Raw genomic sequence first — 21590 nt, 5'->3', positions numbered from 1 at the left:
CGAAAATCTTTTCGCCAAATCAATCAGTTGACACTCACCCGCAGCGCCGCCGAGATGGCCAGGGGCGTCAGGGTCAATGCCCCCACCAGCATGGCCCCCAGGATGGCGAGCTGACCGGCATAGGGCAGTCCCATGCTGGCCGCGTCGATGGCGGACGTGGCGAAGATAAGCACCGGAATATAGAGCGGCAGCAGCAGCAGGCTGAGCAGCACGCCCCCCTTGCGCAGCCCTGCGGTCAGCGCTACTCCGACCGCCCCGAGCAGGCTCAGCACCGGTGTACCGAGCGCCAGGGTGGCCACCACGGCCAGATAGGTCTTCAGCTCCAGGGAGAGCAGGATGGCGAGCAAGGGGGAGACCAGCAACAGCGGCAGACCGGTCAGCAACCAGTGAGCGATCACTTTGGCCAGGGCCAGCAACCCCAGGGGATGTGGCATCAGCATCATCTGCTCCAGGGCGCCGTCACTGAAGTCGTCACGAAACAGCCGCTCCAGGGAGAGCATGGCTGCCAGCAGGGCCGCCACCCAGATAATGCCGGGAGCGATGCGGGCCAACAACTGGGGCTCGGGCCCGATCCCTAACGGAAACAGGGTGATGACGATGAGGAAGAACCAGAGCGGGTTGAAGATGTCGGCGCGCTGGCGCAGGGCCATCAGCAACTCGCGGTGAATAAGGTGTATGACGGCGCGCAGCATGGGCTACTCCTGCAACAGCGAGGTCAGAGAGAGGGTCTTGAGCCGTCCCTGCATCAGGGTCAGATCCTGGTGGGTCGTAAGGACCACCATGCCCCCCCTGTCCGCGTGGGCGAGGAACAACTGCTCCAGCACCCTGACCCCCTGCTTGTCGATGGCGGTGAAGGGCTCGTCCAGGATCCAGAGCGCCGGTCGCTCGCTCAGCCACAGCCTGGCCAGCGCCACCCGTCGCTGCTGCCCGGCGGAGAGCTGCCCCGCGGGATAGTCTTCGAAACCGGCGAGGCCGACCTGGGCCAGCACCCGCCAGAGATCCACGCCGTCCCCGACAGGACCATGGAGCTTCTGGTAGAAGGAGAGATTCTCAAGGGGGGTCAGGGTCGCCTTGACGCCGGGCTGATGGCCCAGGTAAAGCAGGCTGGCGTGGTATTCATCCCTGCAATGGCGGATATTCTCCCCATTCCAGCACACCTCGCCAGCAAAGGGCAGGGAGAGGCCGGTGAGCAGGCGCAACAGGCTGGTCTTGCCCACCCCGTTGGGACCCTCAATCTGCATCAAATCCCCGGCACGCACCGCGAAGGAGAGATGTTCAAACAGGGTGCGATCTTCACGCACGCAGCTCAGATTGTTCGCTTGAAGCAGCATGGGGATGTAATCGTTGAAAATGAGGCGGCCTGCATCTTAACACAGGATCCGGAGGCGTCTTTTCAAAGATGCCAATAATCAACAGGATTTGTGGGGAAGATCGCGCCCCCACCAAAGAGATTGATGCCAAAGGATTATCCACCGTCCTGGCATCAAGAAAGAGGTGGCCACGGGTCGAACAGAAAGCGGGGAGGCACCGGCCTCCCCGCGACACATCCGTCAGCTGCGTCCTTTTCGCAGGGAAATAAGCAGCTCCGCTTCCGCCTGGGGCAACTCGCACTCGCTCATCACCTCGTCCAGATCGGCACCGAGCTCCACCATCTTGGCGGCGCGGCTGTAGAGGCGGCGCTCCGGATCCTGCAACGTCAGCTCCTGCTGGCTGTCGTGGATCTTCTGCATGGCCCCTTCTGCGGCTTGCAGACGCTGACCCATGCCGATGGCGCCCGTGTGCAACTCCATCATCTGCTTGCGCAGACTCTCGAGCTGCCCCTGCAGCGCTTCCACCCTGGCCTCGGACTCTCGCTGGCGACGACGGTGCCCCAGGATCCCGTAAAGGGCCAGCACCAGTGCGAGCAAGGACAACCCCAAGGCTGCAAATTCAATCATCAAACCATCACCTTACCGTCACAGGGAGGCGGACAGGTGCCATCGCCCCCGTCCGCACGTTCCCGTCCCTGTTACAGGGAACCAATGTCTTCCCACTCTTCGTCGGAGAGCAGCTTGTTGAGATCCACCAGGATCAGCAGTTGGCCGTCACGGTTGCTGACGCCCTGGATGAACTTGGCGCTCTCCTCGGTGCCCACCGCCGGGGCGGCATCGATCTCTGAGGAGCGCAGATAGACCACCTCGGCCACGCTGTCCACCATGATGCCGATCACCTGCTTCTCCGCCTCGATGATGACGATGCGGGAGTTCTCGCTCACGTCCCCGGCCGGCAGGCCGAAACGGGAGCGGGTATCGATGACGGTCACCACGTTGCCACGCAGGTTGATGATGCCCAGCACGTAGTCAGGTGCACCCGGGACCGGAGCGATCTCGGTGTAGCGCAACACTTCCTGAACCTGCATCACGTTGATGCCATAGGTCTCGTTTTCCAACTGGAAGGTCACCCACTGCAGCACTTCGTCTTCGGCCAGATTCTGTGCAATATTGCGCTTCTCTGTCATCTTCTTGATCCTTGTATGAACCCGTCAACGGGTAAAATTAGCAATAAAACCATGGCGATGCCGACGTTGTCAGCGGCCTTCGATGTTCACGCCCCGGCCAAGCAGCAGCAAGAGCTCCCTGACGTGCAGCAGGGCACACATCTTCTCCTTGACCATGCCGGCCAACCAGGGGCGCTTGCCCTCCTGATGGCGCCACTTCACCTGGTCCCGGTGCAGCAGTTCTGTGCCCTTCAACTGGTGACAGGCCAATCCCCAGGGTGATTCTCCCAGCATAATCAGATATTTGTAATCGTCCATCTCCAGATGCTGGCCCGGCATGACCCACTGGGCCGTGTCCACCACGTTCATCTTCTGCTCGCGGGAGGTCATGATCCCCTTGTACCAGCCCGGCTGGCCGAAGAGAGAGGTCACCTCCCCCAGTTGATGGATGCCCCCCAACTCGGTCAGAGGCACCGCAAACGTCACCCCGGCCACGTCGAAGAAGAGCGCCTGAAACTCGTTGCCGGTATCCAGGTTCTCCCAGGTCGACGGTGCGGGCGCCGCCTCGAGGGCGGGCGCGGGTTCTGCCACCGCGAGGGCGACGGGCTCGACCTCCTCCACCACGGCTTCCACCATCGGCTCTGCCAGGGCGACCAGAGGCTCACTGTCAACCACCTCCGCCTCGAGCTGGAATGGCTCGACATGCACCTCTTCGTGGCTCAGGGCATCCATCTCGAACTGGACCTGTCCCACCTGGGCAAGCAGCTCGCTCAGCTGGGCCAGTCGGGTATCGGCTTCAAGATAGGGGGTGGCAGCCACCTCCGGCACGGCGACGGTCTGACGTTGCAACGCAGGGGCCGGTGCTTCGTCTTCGGAATCTTCCCGCAGCAGGGCATCGTCCAGCAGCAGGGAGTGGAAATAGTCGTCCATGGCCCGAACCTGGGTGGTCTCTCTCACGGCATCACCTCCTGGGTCCGTTGACGCTCCAGCGCGTCGAGATGGTTGAGCAGGGTCTCATAGGCATAGGTGCCCCGGCTGCCCGGTGCATAGATGGAGGGAGGAATGTGCACCAGACTGGCATCCCTGAATTTGGTGTCGATGGGAATGACCGCATTCCACACCGCCTCCCCATACTGCTCCTTGATGGACTGCAATGTCATCAGGGAGGCGCGGGTACGCTTGTCAAACATGGTCGGAATGATGGTGTAGCGGAACTTCTCCCGCTTGGAGCGCTGCATGATCTCGAAGGTCTTCATCATCCGCTCCAGCCCCTTGAGGGCCAGGAATTCGGTCTGTACCGGCACCAGGATGCGATCGCAGGCCGCCAGCGCGTTCACCATCATGACCCCCAGCACCGGCGGGCAGTCGATGAGCACGTAGTCAAACTGATCCTGCACCCGCAGCAGAGCGCGCTTGAGCACCAGCCCCATCCCTTCCCGGTTGCCCATCACCCGATCCAGCGTGGCCAGGGTAATCGAAGCGGGCAGCAGGCTGATGTTCTCGAATCGGGTCTTGAGGGTCATCCGGTTGACCAGCTCGGCGCTGGGTTTGGCCGCCTGGAACAACTCGTACAGGGTGCCTTCCAGCCTGTCCGAGTCGAAATCGAGATAGGAGGTCAGGGAGGCGTGTGGGTCGGTGTCGATCAGCAGTACCCGCTGGCCACGCTGGGCCAGAATGCCCGCCAGGGAGACGACCGTGGTGGTTTTACCGACTCCACCTTTCTGATTGGCAACCGTCCAAACAATCACTGTATCAATCCTGCCTTGTTGTTATGCGTATGCCCCCACCGGGCAGCGCGATCACCCTGATCTTTTCACTATCGACACTCTGCGGTGCGTCCTGCACCGGTGCCACCGTCAGCGGTTTGACGGGGGCTGGCGGCACCCAGGCGAACCTGGATATGGCGACCACCACCTTGCGATTCTGTAATCGTCCCTGCTCGGTGCCATTGTCGACGAAGGGGGAAAACTCTCCATACGCCTCGTAGGCGAGCCGACCGGGAGCCACCCCTTTGCCCACCAGGGCATTGAGCACTGCCTCGGCGCGGGCCGCTGACAATGTCCAGTTGGAGCGGAAAATTTCGTTGTTTATCGGTTGGTTATCCGTGTAGCCCCGCACCCTGACATAGTTATCGACCGGTTTGAGAATACCTGAAAGCGTATCGAGCACAGGGGCGGCATTGCTCCCCAGAAAAGCGCTGCCACTGTTGAACAGGAGACCTGAACTCAGCTCCACCGTCAGCCAGTTGTCATCCTGCGCAAGCTTCACCACCCCCGCATCGACCAGGGCGCCCATGGACTCCTGGATCTGCATGTCGATCTGCGCAAGAGCCGTGCCATCTTGCGAGACGGGCGTACCCGTGATGGGGGCACGCGAGGGGGACGCAGAGGCCTGGCTCTCCAGCAGGCTGGGGGCGGCCGAGACCGGGTTGTCCAGCAAGGAATTACCCCGCCCTTCCAGCAGGCCATCGCTGCGCGGCGCCTGGTTGAAGGCCTGGGTCATGCCCTCGATGACGGCGCGGTACTCCTCCTTGTTGACGATGGCAACGGAGTAGAGCACCACGAAAAGGGCGAAGATGAGCGTCATGTAATCGGCATAGGAGACCAGCCAGCGATCGAGATGCTCTCGCCCTTGCAGGTGCAAACGATAGCGCTTGCGCATGGCTACTCCCCTTTCAGATAAGCCCGTAACCGCCTTTCAACCTGCGGGCCGTTCTCCCCGTGGGCGATGGCCAGAAGCCCCTCCAGGGTCATCTCCTGATAGAGGCCGTAATGGTAGTGGAAGGCGCGCAACCGATTCGCAATCGGCAGATAGAGCAAGTTGGCAAAGCCCACCCCGTAGATGGTGGCGACGAAGGCCACGGCAATGCCCGCCCCCAGGGTGCCTGGCTCCTCCAGATGAAACATGGCCTGGATGAGGCCAATCACGGCCCCGATGATGCCGATGGTGGGGCTGTACCCCCCCATGGACTCGAACACCCTGGCCGAGTGCTCGTTGCGCTCCTGCTCGATGTCGATGTCCGCCTCCAGCAGGCTGCGGATATCCTCGATGGAGACGCCATCCACAATCATGGAAAGCCCCTGGCGGGTGAAGGGATCGGGCTCGGCCTCGGCCTGGTTTTCCAGCGCCAGCAAGCCTTGCTGGCGGGCGAACTGGGCCCACGCCTTCAGGCGCTCGGCCTGCTCCGCAAGATCCAGCTGCGGCGGAAACAGCATCCAGGTTGCCTGCCTCAGGGCACTGAGCAGGTACCTGCGGGGAGTCTGCAAGATCACCGCCCCCCAGGTTCCCCCGACGACGATGACAAAGGCCGGGCCATCCAGCAGGGTCAGCAGGCTCCCGCCATGCCACCACTGGGCGATGGCGACGGCCCCCAGCGCCAGCACCAGGCCGAGCATGCCCATGGTCAGCGACCCAACTCGACCAGAATGCGCTGGGCCACCCGATCCAGCGGCAGGGATTCGCTTGCTATGCCCGCCTTGGCAACGGCCTGGGGCATGCCATAGACCACGCAGGAGGCTTCATCCTGCGCCCAGATGGTCGCCCCCTGCTCCTTGAGCAGACGGGCACCGTCGCGGCCATCCGCACCCATGCCGGTCAGGACGATGGCCAGCACCTTGTCGCCATAGGTCTTGGCAGCGGAGGCGAAGGTGATGTCCACGCAGGGTTTGTAGTTGACCTTGTCATTGCCATCGATGATGCGAAGACGGGCACCGGGCCCGCGCCCTTCCAGCAACATCTGCTTGCCACCGGGGGCAAGATAGGCCTGACCCGGCTTGAGCACGTCGCCATCCTGCGCCTCCTTGACGCCTATCTGGCACAGCCCGTTGAGGCGGGCGGCAAAGGCAGCGGTGAAGGTGGCCGGCATGTGCTGGATCAGCAGGATGGGATGAGGGAAATCTCCCGGCAGCTTGGTCAGCACGTTCTGCAGTGCCACCGGCCCGCCGGTGGAGGTACCGATGGCAACCAGCTGGTAACTCTTGCCACTGCGCTTGAACGCGGCGGGAGCCGCCGCTGCCCGCGCAGGCTCGGGCTGGCGTTCGGCCAAGGGACGATTCAGGGTCCCCGTGACGGCGGGCCGGACGGCAGGCTCGGGGGCACGGGGCCGGGTCGCCATCAGGAAGCGTTTGCGAGCGATCTCCTTGACCCGCTGCTGCAGCAGGTTGACGGCTTCGTCCTTGTCCCGGGCGATGTCTTCAAACTTCTTGGGCAGAAAATCGAGGGCGCCCGCATCCAGCGCATCCAGTGTTGCCTTGGCTCCCTCGTGGGTCAGGGAGGAGAACATCAGGATGGGGGTCGGACACTTGGCCATGATCTCGCGCACGGCGCTGATGCCGTCGAGCACCGGCATTTCAATGTCCATGGTAATGACGTCGGGCCGCAACTGCTGCGCCTTGTCTACCGCCTCCCGCCCGTTCTGGGCCGTGTCGATCACCGTCATCAGGGGATCCTGATTGATGATTTCGCTGACCCGACGGCGGAAGAAACTCGAATCGTCGACCACTAATACCTTGACTGCCATTGTTATTCTTTTAACTCCTTGAGCCTGGCGCTCAGTGGCGACGGGCATAGGCCTTGAGCAGGCTGGGCACATCCAGAATGAGGGCGATGCCGCCGTCGCTGGTAATCGTGGCGCCGGCCATGCCGGGGGTACCTTGCAGCAGGTTGTCCAGGGGCTTTATCACCACCTCTTCCTGACCGATGAGGTTGTCTACCACGAAGCCCACCTGCTGGGTCCCTATCTGGACGATGACCACGTGACCCTGGTCCTGGCGGGCCGTCTTGCCGGCACCGCGTACCAGCCACTTGTGCAGGTAGAACAGCGGAATCGCCTTGTCACGGACGATGATGGTGAGCTGGCCATCCACCACGTTGGCCTTTTTCAGATCCAGGTGGAAAATTTCATTCACGCAACCGAGGGGCAGGGCGAAGGTCTGCTGACCCACCTCCACCATCAGGGTCGGCAGAATGGCCAGGGTCAGGGGAACCTTGATCTCGAGACGGGTGCCCTTGCCCCAGGTGGAATCGATGTGTACCGAGCCATTGAGGCTGACGATGCTGGTCTTCACCACGTCCATGCCCACTCCACGGCCTGAGATGTCGGAGATCTCCGACTTGGTGGAGAAGCCGGGGGCGAAGATCAGGTTGTAGGCATCGTTGTCGCTCATGCGCGCCGCGCTGTCAGCATCGAGCACGCCACGGCTGATGGCGATGGACTTGAGCTTCTCCGGGTCCATCCCTGCGCCGTCATCCTCGATGCAGAGCAGAATGTGGTCCCCTTGCTGGGAGGCGCTCAGGGTGATGGTGCCCTGACGGGGCTTGCCCGCCTTCTCGCGCACGTCCGGCATCTCGACGCCATGGTCGCAGGAGTTGCGCACCAGGTGAACCAGGGGGTCGGCCAGGGCCTCCACCAGGTTCTTGTCCAGATCCGTGTCCTCACCCACCATCACCAGCTCGATCTCCTTCTTGAGGGTACGAGCCAGATCGCGCACCACGCGCGGGAAGCGGCCGAATACTTTCTTGATAGGCTGCATGCGGGTCTTCATGACCGCGCCCTGCAGATCGGCGGTCACGACGTCGAGGTTCGCGACAGCCTTGGACATCTCTTCGTCATTGCTGGCGATGCCGAGGCTCACCAGGCGGTTTCTCACCAGCACCAGTTCGCCCACCATGTTCATGATGACGTCCAGGGTCTTGGTATCCACCCGCACCGTGGTATCGCTCTGTACCGCGCTGCTCTCGGCGGGAGCGGCCTGCTTGGCAGGGGCGGCCCTGGCTGGCGCTGGGGGCTCTGCCGGCGCGGGTTTGGCGGCCACTGGCGCCTTGGGCGGCGTCACCGGGGCTGCGGGGGTAGCGGGTGCCGGGGCCTTGGGTTCGGGAGCGGGCGCAGGAGCAGGTGCCAGACTGTGCTGGGGCGCCTGGCCACGGCCGTGCAGTTCATCCAGCAGGCGCTCGAACTCATCGTCGTCGATGAGCTCGTCCACCTCTTTCTGGACCGACTGCAGGGGGGCCAGATCGGGGGCACCACCGTGCTGGCCCTGACCATGGAGCTGGTCGAGCAGAGCCTCGAATTCGTCGTCTGTGATGTCACCTGACCCGCTCAGCACGGGGGCGGCAGAGACCGTCGGCGCTTTGCCGACACCGTGCAGCTCATCGAGCAGGCGTTCAAATTCGTCGGCGGAGATCTCGTCGATGGAGCCACCGCCATTGACGGCGACAGGCGCCACCTCGGCGATGACCTCGGGTTCTGGTGCGGGTTCGGGCTCAGGCTCGGGTTCTGGCTGGGCCGCCACGCTGGCGGTACGCAGCTGCTCCTGCCCTTCCGGCTTGCACAGCTCGTGCAGATCGTGCAGCAGATCGGGAGAAGCGGGGCTTATCTCTTCGCGGTTCTGGACCTGGGCAAACATGACGTTGATGGCATCCAGCGCCTGCAAGATGACATCCATCAGCTCGGCACTGAGGGTCCGCTTGCCGTTGCGCAACATGTCGAACAGGTTCTCGGCACCGTGACAGACATCCACCAGTTCGGTGAGGGAGAGGAAGCCCGCTCCCCCCTTGACGGTGTGGAAGCCGCGGAAGATGGCGTTCAACAGGTTCTTGTCATCGGGCCGCTTTTCCAAGTCGACCAGTTGTTCAGACAACTGTTCCAATATTTCTGATGCTTCGACCAAAAAGTCTTGCAGTATGTCTTCATCAACTTCGAAGGCCATGCGTCACTCCATTAGAATCCCAGGCTAGACAGCAGATCGTCCACATCATCTTGACCATTGACCACATCTGAGCGGGTCTGCGGGTTCATGATGGGGCCTTCCGCTTCGATGCCGCTCACTGGCAGGCTACGTGCCGAATTGTCGCTAACGCCCTCACCGAACATGGTCAGCATCTCTATCAACTTCGTTTCAACTTCCTGCACCAGTTTGATCACCTTGCGGATCATCTGACCGGTCAGGTCCTGGAAATCCTGAGCCATCAGAATTTCCGTCAGCAGTTGTCGTAACTTATCGGCATCCGTCTCAGAAGCCTTAATAAAATCATTCAGTTGATGGCACAGCGCCTTGAATTGACCCAGCTCGAGATCCCGGCTCATCAGGGCATTCCAGTTGGGCATGACCAGCTGAATGTTGTCGTTGAGTCGATCGGCGATGGGAAGGCTTGCCTCGACCGCATCCATGGTGCGATTGGCCGCCTTGTCCGTCATGTCGATGACATAGCTCAGACGCTCCCGGGCATCCGGGATCTCATGGGTGGCCAGGTCGGGGATCCTGGGATCCAGGCGAAAATCCTGCAATGAGTTGTGCAATTGGCGGGTCAGCTGCCCCACCTTGTCAAACAGGGCCGCCGCATTGGGGGCGCACACATCGGCGAGGATGGTATCGGCCTGTTCAAACTCTTCCCGCTCCAGGTGGGCAACCAGCATCCTTGCCTGGTCAAGCGAGATCATGGCACTCGTTTTGGCCTTCATCCCTGCCGCTCCTTAGCCGATACGTTCAAAGATTTTGTCGAGCTTCTCTTTGAGGGTGGCAGCGGTGAACGGCTTGACGATATAGCCATTGACCCCGGCCTGGGCGGCTTCGATGATCTGCTCGCGTTTGGCTTCGGCAGTGACCATCAGAACCGGCAGGTGCTTGAGCTTGTCGTCGAGGCGAATCGCCTTGAGCAGGTCGATGCCCTGCATGCCGGGCATGTTCCAGTCGGTGACCACGAACTGGAAGTCGCCATTTTTCAGCATCGGCAACGCCGTGTTGCCATCGTCTGCTTCATGGGTATTGTTGTATCCCAGGTCACGCAGCAAGTTCTTGATAATCCGGCGCATCGTTGAAAAGTCATCGACGATGAGGATTTTCATGTTCTTGTCCAAAGTTCCTCCTAAATAGCCGCCAAGACGGCTCACTTACATGATGCAGATCGCAGGTTTTATGGTGCGGATTATGCCTTAGAGTTGTGCTCCAGTGTAGCCAGTACAACCACTTATAAATTCCAATCTCGCAAACGGGCGCGCAGCCTGTGCATGGCCTGACTATGAATCTGGCTCACCCGAGACTCACTCACACTCAATACTTCACCGATCTCGCGCAGATTCAGCTCTTCATCGTAATAAAGGGAGAGCACCAGCGCCTCCCGCTCCGGCAAGCGGGCGATGTGCTCCGCCAGGGCGCCCTGGAAGCGTTCGGCCGCCAGATCGTCGAATCCTCCCTGACCGTTGCCTTCATCGGGATGACCGATGACATCTTCGCTGACGCCCAGATCCTCGATGCCGATGATCTTGCCGCAGGAAACATCCTGCAGCATGGCATGGTACTCCCCGAGGGACACCCCCATATTGGCGGCCACCTCGGTGTCTCTGGCATCCCGGCCATGGGCCTGCTCCACGTTCTCGATCGCTTCTGCGATGGCACGGCTGTTGCGGTGCACCGAACGGGGCACCCAGTCCCCACGGCGGATCTCGTCGAGCATGGCACCACGGATGCGGATGCCGGCATAGGTTTCAAAGCTGGCGCCCTTGCTGCCGTCAAAGTTGCGGGACGCTTCGAGCAGCCCAATCATACCTGCCTGGATCAGGTCATCCAGCAAGACACTGCTTGGCAGGCGAGCCAATAAATGCTGGGCAATCCGCTTGACCAGCGGAGCGTGTCGCTCGACCAGCACGTAGGAATCCTGATGACGCAAGTATGCTTGGGCTTTATTCACGGGAGTCTTCCTGTGTTATGACCGGCTTTTGCAACAAGTTTTCCAGGAAAAATTCGAGGTGGCCGCCCGGCTGATTCGGGATGGGCCAGCTCGCCGCCTTGTTCGCCAGGGCACGAAATGCCAGGGCGGCAGGGGATTTTGGAAACGCTTCAACTATCAGTTTCTGCTTGCGCACCGCGGCCCGCAGGTTGGTGTCGTAAGGCACGCAGGCCACCAGTTCCAGGGAGGTATCCAGGAAGCGGTCGGTGACCCGGGTCAGCTTGGCGAACAGCTCCTGCCCCTCGCGCAGGGAGCGGACCATGTTGGCCACCACCTTGAAGCGGAACACACCGTGATCCTTGGAGAGGATCTTGATGAGCGCGTAGGCATCCGTGATGGAGGTGGGTTCATCGCACACCACCACCATGATGTCCTGGGCGGCACGGGTGAAACTCAGCACCATGTCGGAAATCCCCGCCGCCGTGTCCACCAGCAACACGTCCACCTGGGTCTTCATCTCGCTGAAGGCGCGGATGAGCTCGGCATGTTGTACCGGGGAGAGCTCGACCATGGACTGAGTGCCCGAGGTGGCCGGCACTATCATCATGCCGTAGGGCCCCTCGACGATGATGTCGTCTATGGTGCACTCCCCGGCCAGCACATGGGAGAGGTTGCGATGCACCCTCAGCCCCAGCATAACGTCGACGTTGGCCAGACCAAGGTCGGCGTCCAGCACCAACACCCGCTTGCCCTGGGCGGCCATGGCTCCCGCCACGTTCAGGGTCACGTTGGTCTTGCCGACGCCCCCCTTGCCTCCGGACACGGCGATCACTTTCACTCGATTGTTTTGACGCATTTTGCGCAGACCACTCGCCTGATCCATATACATGTTACTCATAAAACTCCGAATCTTCGGATTCGCCAAAACCCGATCCCCAGAAATAGGGATCTTCTGCTTCCCGTTCCAGCGACCCCATGGCGGCACCGACCAGCAGCGCCGCGTTGGCAACTTGAATATCTTCCGGCACCCGTTGCCCGTCGGTGATGTAACTGATGGGCAGGGCGTTTTGAATGCACACGTTGATCACTTCACCCAGATTCAGGCTCTCGTCGAGCTTGGTCAGAATGCAGCCGGAGAGCGGAATGCGCCGGAAGTGATCCACCGCCTCCTGCATCACCCGTCGCTGGGAGGTGGCCGACATGACCAGATAACTGCGGATGCGCACCTTGGCATTCTTCACCAGGGTGTCGAGCTGTTCGGTCAGGCGGATATCCCGCTGACCCACCCCGGCGGTGTCGATGAGCACCAGCCGGCGATGGCGGAACTGATAGAGGGCACTGGCCAGCTCTTCGGCGTCCCGCACCTGACGCACCGGGCAACCCATGATGCGACCATAGGTCTGCAGCTGTTCGTGGGCCCCGATCCGGTAGTTGTCCGTGGTAATGAGCGCCACCTGCTCGGCGCCATACTTCATGGCAAAGCGGGCCGCCAGCTTGGCGATGGTGGTGGTCTTGCCCACCCCGGTCGGTCCGAGCAGGGCCACCGCCCCCCCCTGACGCAGGATCTCGTCCTCGCTGATCTTGAGCTGGGCCGTCAGCACCTCGGCCAGTTGGGCCATGGCCTGATGGATCGGCATGTCTTCGGGGATGAGGCCCGCCAGTTGATCGGCGAAGGCATCGTCGAACCCCATCTTCTTGAGTTCCTTGATGAGCAGGGCGCGCATGGGTTCGCGGCGCTCCACCTCCTGCCACATCAGGCCGGAGATCTGGTGCTCCAGCAGCTTGCGGATGCTGGCCATCTCCTTGCGCATCCCCTCCATCTCCTGATCCCGCTGGGCGGACTGGGCCTGGCGCGGGGCGGCGGCAGGACGGGCCTTGGGCTTGGCGGGCTCGGGAGCGGCGCCCCACTGGCCCTGTTCGGCCAGGGTTCTGGGAGCACTGGCCGCGCCCGCCAGTCCGGCGGACTGGGTGCCGGCAGCGCCATTGGCGGGCCAGGAGGCCGAGGCTGGCTGACCGTTGCCCGCTCCGCTGCCAGACCATGATCCCGGGGCGCCATTGCCACCCGCCGGGTTGGCCGGATTGAGCTTCTGCTGGCGTGCCAGCAGGGCCGCCAGGGTATCGGCGTAGTATTCGTTCTGTTCCTTGGGTGGCGCCGACCTCGTCATCTGTTTGCCCGCAGACGAGATATTGACGCTCTCTTCATTCAACTGACGGCGAACCGGCGCGTCTTTGGGCCCCGGTACCTGGGATTGATAATCGACGGCCGCGACTATCTCCACCCCACCGGTGACCTTTTTGTTGGACATGATGACGGCATCGGGTCCGAGAGTCTCCTTGACCTCGGCCAGCGCCGTGCGCATGTCTTTGGCAAAAAACCGCTTAATCTTCACCCGTCATCTCCGCTAACTAGCCCTGTCCCACCGCACTGACGATGCGGATCTGCTTGTCGTCAGGCACTTCCTGATAGGACAGCACGCGTAATCCAGGAATGGCATTCTTGACAAATTTCGCCAGGGTATTGCGCAATATCCCCGATGTCAGAAGCACGGCCGGCTGGCCTTCCAGTTCTTGTCGTTGAGTGGCTTCCACCAGGGAGCGTTGCATCCGCTCCGCCAGTCCCGGTTCGATACCGGCGCCATCTCCCCCACCTGCTTGCAGGGATTGATGCAATATACGTTCCAGTTCTGGTGACAAGGTGATCACCGGCAGCTCGGGCTCGGGGCCGGCAATCTCCTGCACAATCAATCTGCGCAGGGCGATCCGGCAGGCTGCGGTCAGCACTTCCGGGTCCGGGCTGCGGGGCGCATATTCCACGAGGGTCTGCAGGATAGTGCGCATATCGCGAATTGGCACGCCTTCATTGAGCAAATTCTGCAATACCTTCACCAGGTTGCCCATGCTGATCACCTCGGGAACCAGTCCTTCCACCAGCTTGCTCTGATGCTTCCCTATCATGTCGAGCAGTTGTTGCACCTCGTCATGACCCAGTAGCAGCGCCGCATGGTTGGAGAGGATCTGGCTCAGGTGGGTAGCCACCACCGTGGCCGCATCGACCACGGTGTAGCCAAGGGTCTGGGCCTGGGAGACCTGCTCCTTGGCGACCCAGACCGCCTCCAGCCCGAACGCCGGGTCCTGGGTGGCGATACCGTGGATCTGGCCGAACACCTGCCCCGGGTTGATGGCCATCTCCTTGTCGTGATAGACGGTGGCTTCCCCCGTGCTCACGCCCATCAGGGTGATGCGGTACTGGTTGGGGGCAAGATCCAGGTTGTCGCGAATGTGGACGGCAGGCACCAGAAAGCCCAGCTCCTGGGAGAGCTTCTTGCGCACCCCCTTGATCCGGTTGAGCAGCTCGCCCCCCTGATTCTTGTCCACCAGCGGGATCAGCTGATAACCCACCTCCAGGCCGATGATGTCCACCGGCATGACGTCGTCCCAGCTGAGATCCTTCTGCTCCACCGGGGCATCCCCCTGGGCCGGCATGAGTTCGCCGCTCGCCGCCTTCGCCTTGTTCTGCTTCTCGCGGCGCAGCAGCCACCAGGCGCCCGCCGCCGCCACCGCCCCCAGGCTCAGGAAAGCCAGGTGCGGCATGCCGGGTACGCTGCCCATCATCAGCAGGATGCCGGCGGAGATCACCAGCGCCTTGGGATTTTCGAACAGTTGGCCGAGCACCGCTGTCCCCATGTCCTGGTCGGTATTCTGACGGGTAACGATGATGGCCGCGGCAATGGAGAGCAGGAGCGAGGGGATCTGGGCGACCAGACCGTCACCGATGGCGAGCAGGGTATAGACCTGGGCCGCTTCGCCGAAGGTGAGCTGGTGCTGCATCATGCCGATGATGAAGCCGCCGATGATGTTGATGAAGAGGATCATGATGCCGGCGATGGCATCCCCCTTCACGAATTTGGAGGCACCGTCCATGGAGCCGTAGAAGTCCGCTTCCTGAGTCACGTCCTGACGGCGCTTCTTGGCCTCTTCCTGGTTGATGAGACCGGCGTTCAGGTCCGCATCGATGGCCATCTGCTTGCCGGGCATGGCGTCAAGGGTGAAGCGGGCGCTCACCTCGGAGATCCGGCCCGCACCCTTGGTGACCACCACGAAGTTGATGATCACCAGGATCATGAAGACGATGATGCCCACGGCATAGTTGCCGCCGATCACCACGTTGCCGAACGCCTCGATCACATGGCCTGCCGCCGCGCTGCCGTTGTGGCCTTCCAGCAACACCACCCGGGTGGAGGCAACGTTGAGGGCGAGCCGCAGCAGGGTGGCGATCAGCAAGACGGTGGGGAAGGCGGCAAATTCCAGGGGGCGGCGGGTATAGACCGCCACCAGCAGCACCACGATGGAGAGGGCGATGTTGAAGGAGAAGAGGATATCCAGCATCAGGGGCGGGATGGGGAGTACCACCATCCCCAGAGAGGCCAATACCAGCAGCGGCGTCCCTACCCCTCTGCTGAGCAGCCACTTGTACTCTTTGAAACGGCCCAGTCCCGCTTTGAATCCCATCGTGCATCTCAATGATAAACTGCCAATAGCGGATTAAAGCAAATATCAAGCCAAGGATTCAATATATTGATTTATATGGTTTTTATTTTAACGCTGTCAGAAGTCCGTCGTTGGCGTCACGGGGAATGGTGACAGGGGGGAAGCTGCCTTCACCAAGCAGGCCAAAGGCCAGCCCAGGCCATGGGGCGAGGCGACGCGCCTCGACAAGGAGATAGCGGCCTTGTTTGCGACACAAGGGAGAGAACCCGGGATCAGGCTGCCACCACTGCGTTATTTGCGAAACTCGGGGGGAATGGGCAGATCCTTGGCGATGGGGGTCGGGCGCCGGCCGCGGCCACGGCGGAACTTCTTGAGCTGATAGACATAGGCCAGCACCTGGGCGACGGCGGCGAAGAGCCCCTCCGGGATCTCCTGGCCAATCTCGGTGGCGTGGTAAAGGGCCCGGGTGAGCGGCGGAGAGGACATGACGGGGATGTCGTATTCGCGCCCGATCTCCCGGATCTTCATCGCCACCTCGTCGACCCCCTTGGCCAGTACCTTGGGCGCAGCCCCCGGCTTGCCCGCATCGTATTTGAGCGCCACCGAGTAGTGGGTCGGGTTGGTGATGATCACATCGGCCTTGGGGACATCCCCCATCATGCGGCGCATGGCCATCTGCATCTGCAACTGGCGTATCCGCCCCTTGACCTCGGGCTTGCCTTCGCTGTCCTTGAACTCGTCCTTGATCTCCTGCTTGGTCATCTTGAGCTGGCGATTGTGGTTCCAGCTCTGGAACGGCACATCGATGGCGACAATGGGGATCAGGGCGCAGCAGAGGATGATCAGCATCCAGAGCAGCAGGTCCAGGGCATCGACGATGCCGCCGGGAAAGCCCTCAAGAGAGAGATTCAGCAGATGGTTGAACTGGCTCGACAGCATCCACCAGGCGAACAGACTAATAAACACCACTTTTGCGATGGATTTGACAAGTTCCACCAGAGATTGCACCCCAAACATCCTTTTGATGCCGCTCAGGGGGCTCAGCTTGCTCCACTTGGGCAGCATGGCCTCGGAGGAGAAGTTCATCCCGCCGAGCAGGGTGTTGCCGACGAAGGCGGCGATGATCACCAGCATGAACAGCAGCCCCAGAGGCTGGATCAGCTCCCCCAGCAGGGCGGGCACCATGGCCCCCATGGCATTGGGGTCGAACGCCTGATCCCGGTCCAGGGTAAAGCCCATGGTGAGCACCTTGATCATGGCCCCTGCCAGACTCTCCTTGATCATCAGGAGGCCGAACACGGTCGCCAGCAGGACGCTGGCGGTACCCAGCTCCTTGGAGCGTGCAATCTGCCCTTTTTCCCGGGCCTGTTGCAGTCGTTTGCCCGTGGGTTGTTCTGTGCGTTCCTGATCGGTATCAGCCATGCTGGCCTCCTGCCGGCATCAGCCGACTGGCGGCCTGCCAGAGTGGCGGCAAAAGGGCCGCAACCGGGAGGGCCTCAGTCATGCTGGCCCCCGAAGCACTGGACGTTGATGAGCTCGCAGCTGGTCTCCTGCACCCGCTCCCAGAGCGCGTCGAAGTGTCCCATGAAGCCACCGATGGTGAGCCAGAGGATGAACAGGCCCGACATCATGCTCACCGCAAAGCCGATGCTGAAGATGTTGAGCTGGGGGGCCGCACGGGTCATCACCCCGAACGCGAAGTTGATCAGCAGCAGGGCGATGATGGCCGAAAGCGCCATCACCAGAGAAGCCTGATACATGACCCCGAGAAAGCTCACCAGGCTGCGGATGGCAGGCAGGGTGAGCCCGCTGTCAGATACCGGCAGGGTTTCGAAACTCAGCACCACCATGCGCAGCATCAGCAGGTGGCCGTCCACCGCGAGAAACACCAGGGTCGCCAGCATCAGGTAGAACTGGCCCACCACGGGAGCCGACTGGCCGTTCATGGGATCCACCAGGGTGGCAAAGCCCAGGCTGGTCTGCATGGCGATGACCTGACCCGCCATCACGAAGGTCTCCAGCAGGAACTGGGTCATGAGGCCGAGCGCGATGCCGATGAGCAGTTGCTGCCCCAGCACCAGGAAGCTGCCGAGGGAGAAGAGCTCGATCTTCGGCATCGGGGGCAGCAGGGGGGCGATGATGAGGGTGATCGCCAGCGCCAGGCCGATACGGATATGGGCGGGGGCGAGCCGGCTGCCGAAGACCGCCATCACCATCAGGAGACTGCTCACCCGGGCCAGGGGCCAGAGGATGGAGGAGAGCCACTCCATGATGAGCGCCGTGGTGTAGGTCATGACAGCAACACTCCCGGCAGGAACAGGCCAACGGGAGGACGCAGGCCACGGTCTGCCTCGGCCAGAGCAAAAGAGTGGCCCTTGGCTGGCATCAGCCCACCACCTCGGGGATCTGGCTCACCATCAGCTGGAAGAAGTCCATCAGACTCTGCAATCCCCAGTGAGCCCCCGCCCCCAAGGCCAGCAGGGTGACCACCAGACGGGGCAGGAAGCTCAAGGTCTGTTCGTTGATGGAGGTGGCGGCCTGGAAGATGGCGACCACCAACCCCACCATCAGGCTCGGCAGGATCACGGCGCACACCATGATGGTCACCAGCCAAAGCGCCTCGCGAAAGACGTCGACGAAGGTTTCAGGACTCATTGCTCGCTCCTTGTGATGGGTTTGCCCAGGGCCGCATCCTTCTGACCTCCTCTTTTGAGAGAAAGAGAGGCCTCGCGCCCTCCCCGAGTGAAGGGGAGAGCCGGGGGGAAGGTCTGCCCTCCCCTAACCACCCGAGCCCAGCCCGAAGCTGGTGGCCAGGGAGCCCAGAATGAGGTTCCAGCCATCCACCATGACGAACAGCATCAGCTTGAACGGCAGGGAGACCAGCATGGGGGAGAGCATCATCATCCCCATGGCCATCAGGATACTGGCGACCACCAGATCGATGACCAGGAAGGGCAGAAACAACATGAAGCCTATCTGGAAGGCGGTCTTGAGCTCGCTGGTGACAAAGGCCGGGATCAGCACCCGTAGCGGCACGTCCGCAGGCTCGGCCACCTGCACGTTCGCTATCTCCATGAAAGTATTGAGATCCTTGACCCGGGTCTGGGCCAGCATGAACTGGTGAATGGGCAGCTCCGCCTTCTCCAGGGCCTCCTTGGCCCCGATGGTCTCGGCCAGATAGGGCTGCAACGCCTCGTTGTTGATGCGATCCAGCACTGGCGACATGATGAAAAACGACATGAAGAGGGCGATGCCGATCAGCACCTGGTTGGAGGGGCTCTGCTGCAGACCGATGGCCTGGCGCAGGATGCCGAGCACCACGATGATCCGGGTGAAGGAGGTCATCATGATCACCATGGCCGGCAGGAAGGAGAGCGCGGTCATCAGCGCCAGCACCTGCAGGGTCAGGCTGTACTCCTGACTGCCATCCGCCATGGTCTTGACGGTGAGTGCAGACATGCCGTCCTGGGCCATCGCCAGGGGCGAGAGCACCAGGGAGAGCAGTGCCAGCCACCGGGTCCAGTTAACGTTTTTCATGCTTGCCCATCAGTTTGCCCAGTTGCTCGGAGAACGCCTGAGGCTGGCTCTCGTCCAGCGGCTCTTCCAGGCGATAGAGGAAGTTGACCTGCTGCGGCGTCACCCCGACCAGCAGCTGCTGGCCGCCCACCTTGACCACCATCAGCTTCTCCTTGTAGCCAAGGGGCAGGGTGGCGATGACCTTCATCTGGCCCCCTCCCATCACCTGGGAAAGCTTGCTCTTCTTGAGCAGGAAGCCGAGCACCAGGATGAGGCCGATCACCATCAGGCTGGAGAGCAGCCAGGAGGTGAGGCTGGGGGGATTCGCCCCTACCCCCGGGTTGGCCAGGGCTGGCAGGGAAAACAGCCACAACGGGAGCACACGGATCATTTGAGCTTCTTGATCCTTTCAATCTGGCTGATGACGTCGGTGAGACGGATACCGAACTTGTCGTTCACCACCACCACCTCGCCGTGGGCGATCAGGGTGCCGTTGACCAGCACGTCCAGGGGTTCACCCGCCACCCGATCCAGCTCCACCACCGAGCCCTGGTTCAGTTGCAGCAGGTTGCGAATGCTGATCTGGCTGCGGCCCACTTCCATGGCGATGGTCACCGGGATGTCCAGAATGGTGTCCAGCTTGCGCCGCTCTTCGGCGCTGATGGGGGCTTCGTCCTTCAACTCCTCCAGGGGGGCAGGCTTGGCTTCGGCCGTGACCTGCTCCTCCAGTGCGGCCGCCCAGGCGTCAGCCATCAAATCCTGCTCGTCATCGGTTCCGCTCATCTTCAATTCCTCAGTGTTGCAACACCTCCCCGGGGGAGGATCAATCAGGGTGTTTGTCAGAGATGCTTCGTTCGAGCTCTTCCAGCTCGGCTTCGCCATCAATGCGCACGCCCCCGCGGGTCACCAGATGCATCTCTGTCTTGACCCCGTCAGGGCGCTTGATTTTGTCGGTGATCTTGAGCGCCACGTTCTCCTTGGTGCGCCCCATCTTGGCGTGGAAGGTGGGCAGATCCTCCACAAAGACCAGCAGGTTCTCCGGCATCTCCACCGGGATGATGTCCCCGGGTCTGAGCTCCATCAGCTCACGCAAGGAGAGCTCGGTCTCCAGCAGCTTGGCCTTGAGCTCCACCTTGACGTCCATGATCTCGTCGCGCAGGGCCTTGCTCCAGCGCACGTCGGTATCCCCCTTGTCGCTCTGCACCCCCGCATCCAGCAGTTCGCGGATGGGTTCCAGCATGGAGTAGGGCATGGCCACGTGGAAGTCGCCGCCGCCGCCGTCCAGCTCGATGTGGAAGGAGCTCACCACGATCACCTCGGTGGGGCTGACGATGTTCGCCATGGCCGGGTTCACTTCGGAGTCGAGGTATTCAAAGCCCACGTCCATCACCGGCGCCCAGGCATCTTTGTAGTCCTCGAACACCAGCTTGAGCAGCATCTGGATGATGCGCCGCTCGGTGGGGGTGAATTCCCGCCCCTCGATCTTGGCGTGGTAGCGGCCATCACCGCCAAAGAAGTTCTCCACCAGGATGAAGACGAGCCGAGCCTCCATGGTGATGAGCGCCGTCCCCTTGAGGGGGCGGAAACGCACCATGTTCAGGCTGGTGGGCACGAACAGGGTGTGGACATATTCGCCAAACTTGAGCATCTGCACGCCGTTGATGGAGACCTCGGCGGTGCGTCGCATCATGTTGAACAGGCTGATGCGCATGTGGCGGGCAAACCGTTCGTTCACCAGCTCCAGGGTCGGCATGCGGCCGCGGACGATGCGGTCCTGGGAGGAGAAGTCGAACTGGGCGATACCGGGATCCCCGGCTGATCCCAGCTCCTCCTCCTCGACATCGTCGACCCCGTGCAGCAGGGCATCAATCTCGTCCTGACTTAACAGATCGCTCACGCTTCACCTTTCATTGCATGACAAAGCCGGTAAACAGCACTTGTTCGATTACGGGAGAAGAGACCAGGTCGTTCAGCACCCGGCGGCACTCTTCCAGCGAATCCTGACGCAGCTTCTCCTTGCCCTCGAAGGTCATCAGCTGTTCGGCGGTCGCCGAGCTGAAGACCCGCAGCAAGGTGCCTTCGATCAGGGGGATATTCTGTTTGGCCAGGGTTTCGTCGGCGGTGCCGCGCACCATCAGCTGGATCTTGATCTGCACCAGCCGATCCCGCTGGCCTCCCGCCACGTTGAACACGAAGGGACGGGGCATGCCCACATAGAGCGAGGGCTGGGGCGTGTTCGCCTCCGGCTTGGCCTCGCTCTTTTCGGCGGCGGGCTCATCCCCACCGGCGAGCATGAACCAGGCGCCGGCGCCGCCCCCGCCAAGGAGCACGACGGCCAGGGCGACTATCATGATCAGCTTCTTTTTCTTGCCTGCCGCCGGATCCTTCAGCGTCAGTTCGTTATCGTCTGCCATCCCTTGTCCACCCTAGTCTCAAACTTGTTCGG

At 61.8% G+C, this 21590-nt stretch carries 24 protein-coding genes; all 24 read right to left on the bottom strand.

Translation table 11 applies throughout. From position 1 onward, the window contains the following. Window positions 1-23: 23 nt before the first annotated feature. The 24 genes from ccmB to fliL all read right to left on the bottom strand — a co-directional run bounded on the left by ccmB (window position 24) and on the right by fliL (window position 21558). The gene (gene ccmB / locus C2U47_RS17165; RefSeq protein ID WP_010673945.1) at window positions 24-692 is read right to left on the bottom strand and encodes a heme exporter protein CcmB; all 669 of its coding nucleotides are present in this window, start codon (window positions 690-692) and stop codon (window positions 24-26) included. A 3-nt stretch (window positions 693-695) separates the two neighbouring features. Continuing rightward, complete coding sequence (ccmA, locus tag C2U47_RS17160; RefSeq protein WP_043154495.1) at window positions 696-1331, bottom strand: cytochrome c biogenesis heme-transporting ATPase CcmA; 636 nt, start codon at window positions 1329-1331, stop codon at window positions 696-698. Window positions 1332-1550: 219 nt separating this feature from the next. Then, window positions 1551-1937, bottom strand: coding sequence for a DUF2802 domain-containing protein (locus C2U47_RS17155; protein WP_010673943.1), 387 nt, complete (start codon window positions 1935-1937; stop codon window positions 1551-1553). A gap of 71 nt (window positions 1938-2008) precedes the next feature. Further along, complete coding sequence (locus C2U47_RS17150; RefSeq protein ID WP_010673942.1) at window positions 2009-2497, bottom strand: chemotaxis protein CheW; 489 nt, start codon at window positions 2495-2497, stop codon at window positions 2009-2011. A gap of 69 nt (window positions 2498-2566) precedes the next feature. Next, window positions 2567-3433, bottom strand: a complete 867-nt coding sequence (locus C2U47_RS17145; RefSeq protein ID WP_043154492.1) for a chemotaxis protein CheW — start codon at window positions 3431-3433, stop codon at window positions 2567-2569. Further along, the gene (locus C2U47_RS17140) at window positions 3430-4224 is read right to left on the bottom strand and encodes a ParA family protein (protein ID WP_010673940.1); all 795 of its coding nucleotides are present in this window, start codon (window positions 4222-4224) and stop codon (window positions 3430-3432) included. Before C2U47_RS17140 ends, C2U47_RS17145 begins: the two co-directional genes overlap by 4 nt. 4 nt (window positions 4225-4228) lie before the next feature. Further along, window positions 4229-5137, bottom strand: coding sequence for an OmpA family protein (locus C2U47_RS17135; RefSeq protein ID WP_043154490.1), 909 nt, complete (start codon window positions 5135-5137; stop codon window positions 4229-4231). Between the two features lie 2 nt (window positions 5138-5139). After that, window positions 5140-5877 carry a flagellar motor protein gene (locus tag C2U47_RS17130; RefSeq protein WP_042016381.1) on the bottom strand — a complete coding sequence of 246 codons (738 nt, stop codon included), beginning with the start codon at window positions 5875-5877 and terminating at the stop codon, window positions 5140-5142. Between the two features lie 2 nt (window positions 5878-5879). Beyond that, entirely contained in the window at window positions 5880-6995 is a 1116-nt protein-coding gene (locus C2U47_RS17125) for a protein-glutamate methylesterase/protein-glutamine glutaminase (protein ID WP_041215583.1), read from the bottom strand. Between the two features lie 31 nt (window positions 6996-7026). Continuing rightward, the gene (locus C2U47_RS17120; RefSeq protein ID WP_049637253.1) at window positions 7027-9183 is read right to left on the bottom strand and encodes a chemotaxis protein CheA; all 2157 of its coding nucleotides are present in this window, start codon (window positions 9181-9183) and stop codon (window positions 7027-7029) included. A gap of 11 nt (window positions 9184-9194) precedes the next feature. Further along, on the bottom strand, window positions 9195-9935 hold the full coding sequence (locus C2U47_RS17115) for a protein phosphatase CheZ (protein ID WP_041212633.1): 741 nt from the start codon (window positions 9933-9935) through the stop codon (window positions 9195-9197). Window positions 9936-9947: 12 nt separating this feature from the next. Beyond that, the gene (gene cheY, locus C2U47_RS17110) at window positions 9948-10319 is read right to left on the bottom strand and encodes a chemotaxis response regulator CheY (protein WP_425278782.1); all 372 of its coding nucleotides are present in this window, start codon (window positions 10317-10319) and stop codon (window positions 9948-9950) included. Between the two features lie 122 nt (window positions 10320-10441). Beyond that, on the bottom strand, window positions 10442-11161 hold the full coding sequence (locus C2U47_RS17105) for an RNA polymerase sigma factor FliA (RefSeq protein WP_029314170.1): 720 nt from the start codon (window positions 11159-11161) through the stop codon (window positions 10442-10444). Beyond that, a complete protein-coding gene (locus C2U47_RS17100) occupies window positions 11154-12029 on the bottom strand; it encodes a MinD/ParA family protein (protein ID WP_041212631.1) in 876 nt (291 codons plus the stop codon). The genes C2U47_RS17105 and C2U47_RS17100 overlap by 8 nt, the downstream gene beginning before the upstream one ends. A gap of 1 nt (window position 12030) precedes the next feature. Beyond that, window positions 12031-13530, bottom strand: coding sequence for a flagellar biosynthesis protein FlhF (gene flhF, locus C2U47_RS17095; protein ID WP_045525209.1), 1500 nt, complete (start codon window positions 13528-13530; stop codon window positions 12031-12033). Window positions 13531-13546: 16 nt separating this feature from the next. Next, window positions 13547-15649, bottom strand: coding sequence for a flagellar biosynthesis protein FlhA (gene flhA / locus C2U47_RS17090; protein WP_010673930.1), 2103 nt, complete (start codon window positions 15647-15649; stop codon window positions 13547-13549). 270 nt (window positions 15650-15919) lie between these two features. Next, complete coding sequence (gene flhB / locus C2U47_RS17085; protein ID WP_041212629.1) at window positions 15920-17050, bottom strand: flagellar biosynthesis protein FlhB; 1131 nt, start codon at window positions 17048-17050, stop codon at window positions 15920-15922. A gap of 74 nt (window positions 17051-17124) precedes the next feature. Beyond that, window positions 17125-17922 (bottom strand): flagellar biosynthetic protein FliR, encoded by a 798-nt coding sequence (fliR, locus tag C2U47_RS17080; RefSeq protein WP_010673928.1) that lies wholly within the window; start codon window positions 17920-17922, stop codon window positions 17125-17127. A gap of 91 nt (window positions 17923-18013) precedes the next feature. Beyond that, window positions 18014-18283, bottom strand: a complete 270-nt coding sequence (gene fliQ, locus C2U47_RS17075; RefSeq protein WP_010673927.1) for a flagellar biosynthesis protein FliQ — start codon at window positions 18281-18283, stop codon at window positions 18014-18016. A gap of 123 nt (window positions 18284-18406) precedes the next feature. Then, entirely contained in the window at window positions 18407-19165 is a 759-nt protein-coding gene (gene fliP, locus C2U47_RS17070; RefSeq protein WP_010673926.1) for a flagellar type III secretion system pore protein FliP, read from the bottom strand. Then, on the bottom strand, window positions 19152-19535 hold the full coding sequence (gene fliO, locus C2U47_RS17065; protein ID WP_010673925.1) for a flagellar biosynthetic protein FliO: 384 nt from the start codon (window positions 19533-19535) through the stop codon (window positions 19152-19154). The genes fliP and fliO overlap by 14 nt, the downstream gene beginning before the upstream one ends. After that, window positions 19532-19927, bottom strand: coding sequence for a flagellar motor switch protein FliN (gene fliN / locus C2U47_RS17060; protein WP_010673924.1), 396 nt, complete (start codon window positions 19925-19927; stop codon window positions 19532-19534). The genes fliO and fliN overlap by 4 nt, the downstream gene beginning before the upstream one ends. 40 nt (window positions 19928-19967) lie before the next feature. Beyond that, on the bottom strand, window positions 19968-21041 hold the full coding sequence (gene fliM / locus C2U47_RS17055; protein ID WP_041212627.1) for a flagellar motor switch protein FliM: 1074 nt from the start codon (window positions 21039-21041) through the stop codon (window positions 19968-19970). Window positions 21042-21051: 10 nt separating this feature from the next. Further along, a complete protein-coding gene (gene fliL, locus C2U47_RS17050) occupies window positions 21052-21558 on the bottom strand; it encodes a flagellar basal body-associated protein FliL (RefSeq protein WP_010673922.1) in 507 nt (168 codons plus the stop codon). Window positions 21559-21590 lie beyond the last annotated feature (32 nt).

The sequence above is a fragment of the Aeromonas sp. ASNIH7 genome (assembly GCF_002903485.1).
Classification (GTDB): Bacteria; Pseudomonadota; Gammaproteobacteria; order Enterobacterales; family Aeromonadaceae; genus Aeromonas; species Aeromonas caviae.
This window is presented reverse-complemented; position numbering and strand designations above follow the sequence as displayed.